The 13,504-nt window shown below is 49.4% G+C and carries 7 protein-coding genes, 1 rRNA gene and 1 pseudogene; 2 read left to right on the forward strand and 7 right to left on the reverse strand.

Annotated elements, in window-relative coordinates; all coding sequences use genetic code 11:
- Positions 1-43: 43 nt before the first annotated feature.
- From H8B09_RS31460 to H8B09_RS23825, 6 genes and pseudogenes are all read right to left on the reverse strand, one after another.
- Positions 44-1,933, reverse strand: a pseudogene (locus tag H8B09_RS31460) (rhamnogalacturonan lyase); the annotation flags it as partial.
- Between the two features lie 520 nt (positions 1,934-2,453).
- The gene (locus H8B09_RS23805) at positions 2,454-3,323 is read right to left on the reverse strand and encodes a carbohydrate ABC transporter permease (protein WP_191206067.1); all 870 of its coding nucleotides are present in this window, start codon (positions 3,321-3,323) and stop codon (positions 2,454-2,456) included.
- A gap of 10 nt (positions 3,324-3,333) precedes the next feature.
- A complete protein-coding gene (locus tag H8B09_RS23810; protein ID WP_318152732.1) occupies positions 3,334-4,290 on the reverse strand; it encodes an ABC transporter permease in 957 nt (318 codons plus the stop codon).
- A gap of 162 nt (positions 4,291-4,452) precedes the next feature.
- Positions 4,453-6,129, reverse strand: coding sequence for a type 2 periplasmic-binding domain-containing protein (locus tag H8B09_RS23815; RefSeq protein ID WP_191206069.1), 1,677 nt, complete (start codon positions 6,127-6,129; stop codon positions 4,453-4,455).
- A gap of 123 nt (positions 6,130-6,252) precedes the next feature.
- Positions 6,253-8,574: a helix-turn-helix domain-containing protein gene (locus H8B09_RS31105; protein WP_318152728.1), complete on the reverse strand. Its 2,322-nt coding sequence runs from the start codon at positions 8,572-8,574 to the stop codon at positions 6,253-6,255.
- A gap of 251 nt (positions 8,575-8,825) precedes the next feature.
- Positions 8,826-11,321 carry a glycosylhydrolase-like jelly roll fold domain-containing protein gene (locus H8B09_RS23825; RefSeq protein WP_191206070.1) on the reverse strand — a complete coding sequence of 832 codons (2,496 nt, stop codon included), beginning with the start codon at positions 11,319-11,321 and terminating at the stop codon, positions 8,826-8,828.
- A 142-nt stretch (positions 11,322-11,463) separates the two neighbouring features.
- Between H8B09_RS23825 and H8B09_RS23830 the strand changes: the two genes are divergently transcribed.
- Both H8B09_RS23830 and H8B09_RS23835 read left to right on the forward strand, forming a co-directional pair.
- Positions 11,464-12,342, forward strand: a complete 879-nt coding sequence (locus H8B09_RS23830; RefSeq protein WP_191206071.1) for an AraC family transcriptional regulator — start codon at positions 11,464-11,466, stop codon at positions 12,340-12,342.
- 37 nt (positions 12,343-12,379) lie between these two features.
- A complete protein-coding gene (locus H8B09_RS23835; RefSeq protein WP_191206072.1) occupies positions 12,380-13,117 on the forward strand; it encodes a sugar phosphate nucleotidyltransferase in 738 nt (245 codons plus the stop codon).
- A 265-nt stretch (positions 13,118-13,382) separates the two neighbouring features.
- Here the strand turns inward: H8B09_RS23835 and H8B09_RS23840 are convergent.
- Positions 13,383-13,504: ribosomal RNA gene (locus H8B09_RS23840) — 23S ribosomal RNA — on the reverse strand; the annotation flags it as partial.

The following is a 13,504-nucleotide window of genomic DNA, read 5'->3' on the forward strand; positions in this document are numbered from 1 at the left end:
TACCGAAGTCAAAATGATAGATCGAATCGAGCGCCTGCGGTCCACCGACGATTCTTACATCGGCTTTCGGGAATTCGGTCGCTTCCGACCCGATATAGAATCCCGTATGCGGAGGCTGATTGTAGCCTGCATTCTGCCAAGCTACGCCTAAGCGGTATACAGGGTCCTGCATCAAGGTTGTAATCCGATACGAAGTAGGCATCGTTGTGCTGTACAATCTGAATTCCGTGCTGTCTTCACTGCGCAGCAGAAGCTCTTCCCGCCAGTCGCCAAGAATGTCCGCTTGGAGCGAAGGCGTGCCCTTAGTCGAGTTGTTGGTCAATGTGCCTGGTGCACGGAAGATCTCGTTCAACTTCTTATTCGTGTAATCCCAATCATAGATAACCGGGATCCCTTTGCCTGTGCTGTTATCCCAGATATGGTCGAACAGCTCGCTCTGAAGATCGCCATCCCATTGAATCGAGAAGTCGGCGCTCTTAGGCGTCTCATCCACGCCATAGATAACTTCGCCATTGGCCGCATGCGTACTCGTTACGGGCACCATCATGCCATCGACGATCGTCGTTGCCCATGATTCGTAGCCTGGATAATTCGGGTCAATGTCCGCCGACATGCCGCGCCCCGTATCGATGCCGGTGTACTCTCCCCACAGGATTTCGCCGGTTGCAGCATTGTGCATCTCCAGACCGTATTCAGCATTGGTATGCTCATGCACGCCAACAACCTGATATCCGTCACGGGACGGATCCAGCTTGCCTGCATGCATCGCGTCGCCATGGCCAAGCCTCGTGCTGTACAATACGCTTCCATCATCGTCAATCGCAAGCGCGCCGTACATGATCTCGTCCTTGCCATCCCCATCGACATCCAGAACGCTTAATCCGTGATTCCCTTGTCCCTCATATTGTTTGCCAGCCACATTGGAATCGAACGTCCAGCGTTTCACCAGTTGACCTCCAACATAGTCGTAAGCAGCCAGTACCGTTCGAGTATAGTAGCCGCGAGCCATAATAACGCTTGGTTTGACGCCGTCCAGATAAGCAACGGCCGCCAAGAAGCGGTCCACGCGGTTGCCGTACGTATCGCCCCAATCGCCTACATTGCCTCTTGGAGGATCGTAATCAACCGTGGATACGGCTGCCCCTGTTACACCATCGAACAACGTCAGAAACTCCGGCCCAGACAGAATATAGCCGCCATCGTTGCGATAGTCCTTGGTGCCATCGCCGATGACCGTGCCTTTGCCATCCACCGTTCCATCGGCGGTCTTCACTACGAGTTCCGCCTTACCGTTGCCGTCCAGGTCGTACACCATGAATGGATTGTAATGCGCGCCAGCCCGGATGTTCTTGCCTAGATCGATCCGCCACAGCTTGCTGCCGTCCAGTTTCATGGCATCGAGATAGACGTTGCCGGTATAGCCTGCAAACGAGTTATCCTTACTATTGCTCGGATCCCATTTGACAATAATTTCATACTCGCCGTCACCATCCAGATCGGCTACGGAAGCATCATTGGCGTTGTAAGTATAGCTGCCGCCGTCCTTCGTTCTGCCGTCTGCCGGTTTATCCAGCGGGATAGGCAAATAATTGTTATGCCACACCGAGACAGCCTCCGGCTGCATCTCTTCTTTGCCAGCGATAATCGTGGAAATCTGGTACTCTGAGCTATCGGCACCTGACGTATCCACATAGTTGGTCACATCGCTGATTGGCTGCGCGTTCACTTTATAGCCGTTCTTATATACATTGAAAGCGATTTCATTTGGATCCGTATTTAAGTATCGCCAGCTTAGAAATACGCCTTTATCAACCAGAATCGCAACTAAGCCGCGGTTAAGATATTCTGCCTGACGCAGAGGCGCATCGTCAGATGCCTCCGCTCGCCCTGGCGTTGGAACGACGAGTAGTGAAACGACCAGCATAAATGACATCACAAATGCCACAATCGATTTGCTTCGGGATACCGCTTTTGTACCCAATACACTCACTCCCTTTAAGAGGTCGTTACTTCCTGAACATGTAAGTTAATCGTCCAATCCTGACCCTCTTTACGCTAATCCTGATGTTAAGTTCCCTCATCTCATGATCGCTATTTCGTTCAAACTTACCTGAGTAGTCCTGTCTGTGAAGTTTTGCGCAATGCCCTCCTTCCCCAGAGTCGCATCTTCCGCCGTTCATCGCTAGACGTTATCCGTCCAAGGCATGAACCCTCGACTTGATGATAGCAGCGGAGCTCTCTGTCGCTTGATCCTAGTCCAGACTATCACGCCCCGCTTCTGCTCCAACATAATCACCTGAGATGATTATATGGATAAGTCCGATATGATCATTTCTGATAGGTGTTGAAATAAATGATAGGTGTAAAGCATCCTGCCCATACAAAAACAACCAGTCGTCGAACACCCCCGACACTGGTTGTTGTGTTTCTTCCCACTTACTAACCAACTAATGCTACTGCTTCACGGCCCCAATCAATGCACCTTGGACAAAATACTTCTGGATAAAAGGATACACCAGCATAATCGGAATCGTTGAGATAATGATGGTCGCGTATTTGATGTTCTCGCCGATCGCATATCCCGTATCCGCACCTGGCCCCATCGCCTCCATACTGTTGCTTAGCAAGATGTCTCTTAGAATAATTTGAATAGGGTATAACTCTTGATGGCGCAAATACAACAGGGGACCCATATAATCGTTCCAGTGATCGACTGCATAGTACAACGTCATGACGGCCAAGATCGCCTTCGACACCGGCAATACAATGCGGAACAGAATAGTGAAATCATTCGCGCCGTCCAACTTGGCCGATTCGATCATCTCGCCGGGAATGCTCTCGAAATTCGTCTTCATAATAATGAAGTAAAACGTGCTTATCGCTGCCGGCAAAATTAAGGCTAGTCGGTTGTTGACCAGCCCGAGATTCTGAACGAGCAGGAACGTAGGGATCATGCCTCCGCCGAAGAACATGGTGAAGGTGATCAACTTCATCATGAATCGGCGACCGTATAGATCACCTCTCGACAATGCATAAGCAGCAAGCGCGGTCATAAGCAGATTAAACGCAGTCCCGAAGATGACATAGAACAAGGTGTTCATGTATCCGGAGTAAATCCTGGGATTGTGGAATACCTGCTTATAAGCATCCAGCTGGAAACCTTCGGGCCAGATCATAAACGATCTGCTCTGCAGCAGTTCATTAGGGTCGCTGATCGATGAATTGAAGATATAGAGCATCGGGTAAGCGGAAACGATAATAACGAGCGACAGAAATATATAGTTAACTCCGTCAAATAGACGTTCGCCGAATGACTGCTTCATATTCTCACTCCTACCACAAACTCGATGAGTTGGCTTTGCGGCTGATTGCGTTTGCAATGACCAGCAGCGTAAAGTTTACAACTCCGTTTAATAAGCCGATCGCCGTCGAATACGTATAGTTCGCCTCTAGTACGCCAGAGCGGTAGACGAACGTTGAGATGACATCCGATACCTCATAGGTCGAGGCGGTCTGCATCAGCAATATCTTCTGGAAATCCGCATTCATCACCGCGCCGAGACGCAGAATGAGCATGATGATCATCGTAGGCATAATACCTGGAAGCGTAACGTGCAGAAGCTGCTTCCATCTGCCCGCACCGTCGATCTTCGCTGCCTCATATAGCTGGGAATCGATGTTGGCCAGCGCCGCCAAGAATATAATCGAGGACCAACCCGCCCCCTGCCATATATTCGATAAAATGTACATCGGTCGGAACATATTCTGTTCCGTGAAGAACATCATCGGTTCATATCCGAATAGCGAGCGGATGACGTTGAACAAGCCCCCATCGAGTGCCGAGAACGTGCTGAGCATGCCGACGATGACGACGACCGATATAAAATGCGGCAGATAGCTGACCGTCTGCACCGTCCGCTTGAACGCTTTGCCCCGCACCTCATGCAGCAGTAAAGCTAGAATGATCGGCGCCGGGAAGCCGAGAACAATGCTATAGAAGCTCAGCACCAGCGTATTGCGCAGCAGCCTCCAGAAATAATAGCTGTTGAAGAAGGTCGTGAAATTATCGAGCCCTACCCATGTTCCGGCGAAGATCCCTTTCACCGGACTATAGCTTTTCTGGAACGCCATCATCAATCCGTACATCGGTCCGTAATGAAAGATCAGATAGTACGCGAGCACCGGCACCAGCATGAGATACAAATACTTGTTCCGGACCAACTCCCGCTTCAGGAAGGCGATTCTCCCCCTGGATACCACACCTCTATCCGCTGACCGTTCTTGTCTTATTAATTCCACCGTCTAAGCCTCCTACTACCTTCTAATGGACTCCACCTCTTGCTGGACCCAGATTAACATCACATAAATGGATGGGAAAATAATCAAATCAGATGATTATGCCCGCCCATTCAACGAAGAAAGCTGCGCACGAGTGCGCAGCTTTCTCTAGGTTTATCGAGATTGATAACGTTTGTAGGAATCCTCGTAAATTTTCGCGATCTGATCGATCCCCATCGATTGAATGGTCTTCGTGAATTTCTCGTATTCGGTGATCGGTGTTTTGCCTGTAATGAATTTCGTAATCATCTCGGACACGTAAGTGCTAATCGGCGTCATCACGGAAGCGTTCAGTCTGGACTCGTCTTCCGTGAATCGCAGACCCGGCAGCGTCAGCGAGTCGTCCGCCCCCATCCAGATGGTGTTCGCTTCCTTCTGTTCCGGATAAGCAAGCAGCGCATCCAGATAGCGGCTGTCTTGATCCATTGGGCCATCCATAATCGAAAGCGCATAAGCCGCAAGCGCTTGGTCATACGTCAATTTGGGATTATGCATAATCTGATCCGTGAATTTGATCGTATCGCCTTCCTTCGTATAGCTCTCCCCCTCGATGCCGAAGTTGAACAAATCATGTCCCTGCGGGCTATAGTTGAAGTCCATCCACTGCACGATATATTTGATCTTGTCCTTGTTCGCCGACGAGGTAATCGCTTCTCCATAAGTAAGCACCTTACCGCCCAGGTTGAAGGTTGCATACGACTTCCCTGCAGGTCCAATCGGCCAAGCGGCGCCCGCTAAGTTGAACGCCGGATTCGCTTCCTTCATCAGGTTATAATATTTGCCCATGCCGCTGAACACGCCGCCGCTATAAGCACCGGCAAGATTGTTCGTTATTTTATAATCAAATGCCTTGCCATCGTTGGTTATAATCTCCGGATCAACCAGCCCTTCCGCATACCACTTAGTCATCGTTTCGATGAACTGCTTGTACTCGGGTTGGAGAGGACCGTATACGATAGCGCCGTCTTTAAACTGGAAGCCTCCGAGAACACCGAATGCCGGGGCAAAATCATTCAATCGGTTCAGTGTGCCCGCGCCATCTTTGCCCGTCAGTGGCAGCTCGTCCTTCTTCCCGTTGCCGTTCGGATCCTTCTCTCGGAATGCCTTCAGCACAGTATGCCATTCGTCAATCGTCTTCGGTACCGGTAGGTTGAGCTTATCCAGCCAATCCTTGCGCAGGACAAGTCCTGCCGTTCCATTCAGCTTCCTAGCTTCGGAACGGATATAAGGGAACATATAGATCGTCCCGTCATCCAGCGAGATCTGCTTCTTGATGTCCGAGTCGGAATCAATGAGTTTCTTCAGATTGGGCGCGTACTTATCAATGTATTCGTTCAGACGGATGATTCGTCCGTCCGCCAGCATCTTCTCGGGTCCGCCAACGGCGGTTGCCCAGTTATAATAAATGACATCCGGCATATCGTTCGTCGAAACGAGAAGATTGAATTGGTCAGCCTGCTGGCCGAGTGGCGGATGCGTCCAATTGACCTTAATACCGGTCAACTCTTCCTTCTTCTTGTAAGCTGCCAGCTGGCCGAAGTTCTCCAGGGAAGCCGTCAGTTTCGCATCATTCGCCCGCCAATAATCAATCGTGATCGACTCTTTGGTAATCGGCAGCGGAATCGACGTCAATGCTGCTTCTTCGTTTCCTGTCACATCTGTCTTACCGCTTGTTTCCGTCTTGCTTACGTTGTTTGATGTTTCGCTGCCGTTGTCTTTGTTCGAACATCCAGCGATCAACCCTGCGGCTAAGAAGGTGGTCATCACAATCGGCAATACTTTGTTCTTCATCTTGCATAATCCTCCCCTATTTAGATACTTTAGTCGTTCCAGCAAGCTCTCGCTGCTGACGGTGCTAAACGTATCACCTGTAGGTCACTTTGGAAAATAATCACATCAGATGATTATTAGGCATTATTGCTGTACCACGGTAAGCTGGCCTTTCGTGCAGCGAAGCCGGTATTCGCCAGGTGTGAGGCCATGCATTTTCTTAAATACGCGAATGAAATTTTGCGAGTTGTTATAGCGAAGCATCTCCGCAATATCGACGATCTTCACATCTGTCGTCTCGAGCAGCTGCCTCGCCTTCTCCATGCGGAACGCAATCATATAATCCGAGAACGTCATGCCTGTCTCCCCTTTGAACAAATGACTGAATTGGGACACTGGCATGGAGACCAACGCGGCAAGCTGCGGCTGAGATAAGTCGGTATCGTAATGTTGATGAATATGTTGGAGCACCTTCTGTATCGTGCTGTGCGTACGCTGAACCATCCGCGAACTAAGATGTCCAACAATCGGAGGATATACCTCGGTCTTAAGCCAGTTCACGATTTTCGCAGAGGTGTTAAGTTCGTTCAAACGATAGTAGAGGTTATAGTCATGCAGCTGAGCGCCGCTTGGATGAAGCTCGAACAAGGTTCGCAGGGAAACTGCAATAAGCTGCGCGAACGACTGCCGTACATGCTCATGATGCAGGGTTTCTGTTCGGATTGCTTGTGCAAAATCGTCAAGCAAGGCCTCAATATTCACCATATTGGCCAGCTTCAGATTCGTCACGATCTGCTGTTCGATCTCGTAAGGATACGAGAACGATGCGGCGTCAGGCTTAAGCTGCTCGATGAACAGCACGCAGCCGCTGCCTTCAATGAGTTGATACTCCAGCGCTTCAAGCGCCTCGAGGCAGGATACTCGAATCCGGTCAAGCCCTTCATAGCTGCGGCCGATGCCAATCGTAACGGTAATATGGAGAAGGCTCTCGGCAACCTTCCGTATATCTTCTGCAATCTGGAATAAGTTCGCCGATAACTTCGGATCAAGAGTCGACCGCTCATCTTCGCCATGATTAATGAGTGCAGCAATGTGGCCGTTATGCATTCGGATGACGAGCCCCTTTGCCTGACCCCCGATAATTTCCTTCGTAATGTTGATCACGGCATATTGAAACAGATTAACATCCCGCTCGGTCTGCCCTCTCATATTGTCTAGATCAATGCACATGACCGTAAACTTAGGACGATTAATAGGCAGGTTGTAATACTCCGCACGTTCCCGCATATCCGGATGATAAGGCTCTGTCAGCAGCTTTTGGATAAAATTGGCCCGCAATAATGGCATCGAATCTTCGATCTGCTTCTCCAACTGCTGATTATTCTGGTGCAGCGATTCAAAATAATTGCGGATGTACACGAACTCGTTCTTATGCGTCCGACCTTCAGCCACCCCGCCTCGATGTCGAATCAAATCAACAAGCGAGTGGATCGCCCGATACCAGCGCTTGGATAGAACGCCTGTGGCAATGATGCTGGTTAGAATAAGAGCGAGGCAAAGTATAAATGTCGTCTGCTTTATTTTCTGCAAATGACGGGTTAGCTCGCTATAGGAAATGACGGTTACATAGTTCCATCCGTTATAGTTAGACTTTAAAGCATTAACCGCTAGGCTATCTCCTCCAGCATTCTCGATCCTAAGCTGCTTCTCTGCATCTGAATCCGCCACCTTGCGCAGGAACGCTTCGCTTTCCTCATCTGACAGCAGGCTGCTCCTCCGATCGGAGAACACATTTCCGCTTGGCGTTACGATCAGCAGCTCGCGCGCACCCAGCTGCATATCGCTGAACACACGAAAGAAAGCGGTATCATTTAAGTTCACAATTAAATAACCAGGCGGTGTCTCATTGGATGTATTGATGCGCCGGACCAATGTAATCTGGTGAAAATCATCTCGGATAAGCACCGACTCGAGCTTGTGATCCAGCCACACTTTGGTTGGATGGGTGCTGACCGCTTGCCGTACATAATCCGGCAGTACCGTTTCATCTACCATGCCGCTATTCGGCGATACGACCAGCTTCTTGTCGGGACGATATAGATAAACAGCGTCTACGTCCTCGATAATAACTTGCATGGCGTTAAGAATGGTTAATGTCATGCCAAAATTCTCGGTGTCCTGCTGTGGGTCAGACGCCGATAAGAAACGTGACAACGTTGGATTTACTGCGTTCTGAAGCGTCATATTCTCAAGCGTAATGAGCTTCTCATCGATTCGCTGTTGAATTTGCTGCAGCGTCTGCCGATTGGCCTCCCCGATTTCTTCGATGATCTTACCGCTTGCAGTCAAATAAGCGGCCGTTCCCATGATTAACACTGGAATTGTAGCTAGAAGCGAAGCGACAATGAGTACTTTCTTGAAGCCTGAATCGTAAATCGAAACAAACGGTTTCCAGGTTGTACTCACTACTGGTCTCCCCCAATCGTCAACATATGCTCTAACGTACCATACTGGATTGAGCCCTAGTATAATCACTTAAGATGATTATTACCACGTACTAACGTGAATTAGAGGCGAAAGTCCTTATTCCTCGGCAGCTGAACCCAGACATCTCTTATATTTCGACAAAACCAAAAGCCGACCATCCGAATCGGATGGCCGGCTGCTGATGCCATCGCCAGATTTTATAACATAGATTTATTTTCTATTCTTTATTGCTAATTATGTTCTCCAAGTGCAATTAACCGCACCGGACCTATTAGACCGGAAGGCAGCGACTTGCCATCATAGCTGTTCGCAAGACTATTCGTCACCGATACGCGAAGTTGGTTCACGCCAGGTTTTAGTACCTTCTCTAGCTCGAAGACATAAGGCTTCCACATCTGCGTACCGATCTCTTGATCATTCACTTCGAGTCGGACGAGTTCATGCGCTTCGCCCAGATCAAGTGTATATTTTGTTGCTAGAGCATCATATTCATCGAGCTCAAACTCTTTGACGTAAGTGACCGTTCCCGAGAAATGCTCCATGCCAGGCCATCCTGTCCATGAGGTAAGTTCACTGCGTTCGCCGGTCCATGGTCCGTCGATGACATGCCAGCTTGTCGATAGATCCGTTATTGCTTGAACCTCCATCGTCGACGTCCATCCAGAGCCGAGGCTTCCATTAAAGCTCCCTTGCGGGTCAACTGTAATGATCAGACATTCCCTGCGTTCGACCCGTACGGCAGCGAATTGCCCGTCCGCTGCCCGTTCTCCATTGACCCTCTCGTTCACGCCTGTCCATGGGTTCCAGACCTCGGTCAGACCTCCATATCGTGTCCTTATGACACCTTCATAGGGTGTCTCTCCCTCATTCACAACAACATAGAAGTGAATATCATTTTTCGTAACGCGGCTGATTCGGATTGTGCTCAATGCAGGCTCTATTGCAACCTCGCTCCCCAGTTGACTCACTAACAGCTCCGAGATTTCTTCTACTATCCCAATGCGCATCTGACCGATATTCGGAGTGAATGCATGCCCGTCCTCGCAGAGCTCGACGATATAGCCTCCCTGCTTGGCAAACCGCTCTAACTGCTGCCAGCTGGACGGTTCCAGTCTGTTGCCATCCTCGATCACGATAGCCTTGTATCGATAGTCGGCAATTTCGATCGTTCCATCCGTGAAGCGGCACATGTTGTTCAGAAGCGATTCTTCCAAGTAGTTGAATTCGATCTGCCGCTCGTACAGCGGTCTTACGATTCGCCACGGCAGATAGGATGCGCCAGCTAGGACGGCTACCTCTGCTCCGTTCTTGGAATCCGTCATGAGCCAGCTCATCCGCTTGATATAGCTTGAGATTCGGTTGTATTCCGACCACCATATATTATTAGGCCCAACATCCGGCGGACGTTCATCCCGTCGTTCTCCTCGGATCGAGTAATAGAAGGCATGCGGGCTAATGAGGTTGACGCCTCGGACAAACAACCAGTCTAAGTACCACTTCATATTGTCAGCGGTAAGCGTCCATCCGCCTTCCGATCCGCAGACGCCGAAGCTCTCGTTCAGATTCCTTCTTCTGCCGCGATGACGGGCAGCATCAGAGGAGCATTTGCCCATCGTGCTATGAACGCCTGTTATGCCCTTGTCATTCTCGGGAGCGATGTACCGCCACACGACGTCCTGACCTGGAATATGGAAGTGCTCAAGCAAGCCGATATCATCGCTTGCGGCAGGATGCCCTGTCAGCCCGATTCCATGTGCTTCGCACCAATCGGAGAGCGGCTTATAATAGGTACGGGTCATTCGATCCCTAACGACGTTCTCGTATATACTCCGAATCCGTTCTGTTCTATCTCCCGTTTCGAACCAGAGCGCCGTCAGGTCTTTCTCCTGAATGCCTTGAGCATGCAGATCATTCATGAAGTCACGTGTCCACGGCTTAAGCCCTTTCTTATGACTGCGTCCAAGCAAATCCGGTTCATCGGTGAACATCGCGAATATCGTCGTTCCGAAGTAGCGGTTCAGTCTGGCGTAATACCGCTCATGCGTTAATGATATAAAGGTTTGTACTGCGTCTGGGTTCAACAAGTCCGCAGCAAGAGGAGCATCGGGCTCGCCATCGTCCTGACCCTCATGAACGCCACGAATCGTCCCCTCGGAAGGCGTATCGATGAATATAAGAATCGACCATTCCCCTTCATCTGGCGGCGTGAATGAGATGACATTTTGCTCAGGATCTAGTGTGATCGGGTGAATCTCTTCGATTTCGCTTTCTGAACGCTTCTTTACCGCTTGCACCGAGACAAGCGTTTCTTCAAGCGCCAGCTTGATAGGAAGCCGAACAATACCTTGACCGTCCCCACATGGGATTTCCTGAAGCAGCAACCCGCGGCTGGCATAATCGGGATTATGTTTCACAACCAATCCACAGGCGGAACCCGATGGGTACATGCCCTCGTCATAGAGAATAACGCTCATCCCCAAGCTGGCCGCCTCGGCTACAACAGCTTCGACCAGATCCATATAGGCGTCTGACAAATAGGGAATCTTGGGTGAGAGTCCCATACGTGGATGAATAACGAAGCCGTCGACTCCTTTGGAATGAAAATCATGAAGCTGTCGGAGCAGCTCATCCCGAGTCAACTCATCATTCCAGAACCAGAATGGAATCGGGCTGAATTCAGCTGCAGGTGCGATAAATTGCTGTTTCAACGTCTCGAATGCGCTCATTGTCATTCACCTCTTCTTCTTACTTCTTTATATCGCTACTATATCAATCCCGTTATGGTCTGTATTTGCAGGTTTCACGGTTATCTGTGCAGTTTTCTCGGATTTTCATTATAATGAGGAGGCAAGAAGGAGGCGAATGAACTTGTGTGCGCTAATCGTAGGCGAGTTTGATAAGCTGCGTCCAACCGTTAATTTTGCGGACACAACCATCGCAGCACCTGATTATACTTGGGGACCTCGCATAATCCCTGATTATCATTTTATTTATATCCTTTCGGGAACGGCCGAACTTCGGGTCGGCAATCAGTCGTTCGAGCTCCGTTCAGGAGATCTAGCTCTATATGGGGGCGGCATCCCCATGATGCTGTGCAATAAGTCGAAAGACTCCCCTTACATCTATTACAGCATTCATTTTCAATGGGACAGCGAGTCTGCCATACCGATTCACCCCTCGCCGCGTATGCTATATTGCGGCGAGGATGAGATGAATCAAGACCCTGTTGCATTATCCATTAACATGCAAGACGGAGATAGCATTACGCTCCCTTTTAAGATAAGAGCGCCACATCTGGAGGATATGATCAGCCAGGTAGTAAGCGAATACCAACAGCAGTCGTTTGGTTACGAAATTGTCCTCCGCGGCAGGATGAGTCTACTGCTTGCGGCCCTTCTCTATTATCTACGAGAAGAGCGTGAGCCGGAGAGTAAACGGAAGATCATGCCTGCACTGCAACTGCTAGAGCAGCATCTGGATCGTGTATGGTCGGTTGCGGAATTAGCTCAGGCTTGCGGCTATCAAACCGCTTATTTTACGGAGTTGTTCAAGAAAGCGATGGGGGCAACGCCGAAATCGTACATGCTGGAGCAGCGGATTCGCCATGCGAAGCGGCTATTGCTTGCAGGGGAATCGATTGATGGAATAGCGAGCAAGCTTGGCTATGGAAGCTCGCATTATTTTCATAGAAGCTTTAAGGAAGAGACCGGTATGACACCGTCGGAGTTTCGGATGAACAATCGATAGCGTGAACGTTACATACTAAGGATGATGGGAGAACATTATGGTTAAACAAGCTGTAATATTGGCAGCCGGTTTGGGAAAACGACTTCATCCGATTACGAAAGTGATACCGAAACCGATGCTGCCCATTGGCACGAAACCTATCCTTGATTTTGTAGTAGAAGAATTGGAACAGTCTCAGATCGAAGACATCATCATGGTCGTAGGGCACAAGAGGGAACTCATACAGGAGTATTACCAAGATAACCCTAAGGTCCGTTTTGTTGTTCAGGATCAAATTAACGGTACAGCTCCTGCCCTCTATTTGGCGAAAGAGCTGCTTCGTAAGGAACCGTTCGGGATCTGTTACGCCGATGATATCTTTGACTATACGATTCCCGTGATGAAGCAATTAATCGATCACCATCATAGCCTGGGAGCGAGGCTCGTTACAGGTGTAGAGGAAGTAAGTCGGGCGGAACTGCAAATCTATAACAGCTTATCGGTGAAGTCGATCAAGCCTGACTTGTTTGAACTTCATCAAATCATTGAGAAACCACAAGATGATTATCCTTCCAACTATACGTCCACTGGGCGGTTTATTGCGACGCACGAGCTATTCGACGAGATTGAACAGTTGAGATCGGATGAAGGCGCAGAAATCTATCTGACGGAAGCGATTAATCGTTTGATCTCGCGGGGAAATGCATACGGGGTTGCCTATGAAGGAAAGCGATGGGACACCGGGACCAAAGAAAATTGGATAAAGGCAATCAATGCCTTAAGTTACAAGTCATAAACAGGTTGTACCAACATGGTTTGGAGACATTGTATTCTCTTCAACAACAAAGCAGCCGGTATATATCCGGCTGCTGAATACGAGATCGACTGCAGAATCCATTGTTTCATAACAGAAGCCGGACATCCCAATAGGATGTCCGGCTTTTGTGGTGTCTTGTAGAAGATCACACCGTGAAAACTGGATATGAATATGGTAGCAAACCATTTTAGCTTAAGTAATATATGCTTCCGAAGTTGCGATTTTGGCCATTCGCCAAAACGCTTAGGATAAGCCCTCGATCGATTAGTACTCGTCAGCTGCACGCATTGCTGCGCTTCCACCTCGAGCCTATCAACCTGGTCGTCTTCCAGGGATCTTACATACTGGGAAATCTCATCTTGGAGG

The sequence above is a fragment of the Paenibacillus terricola genome, assembly GCF_014779765.1.
In the GTDB taxonomy this organism is placed as follows: domain Bacteria; phylum Bacillota; class Bacilli; order Paenibacillales; family Paenibacillaceae; genus Paenibacillus_T; species Paenibacillus_T terricola.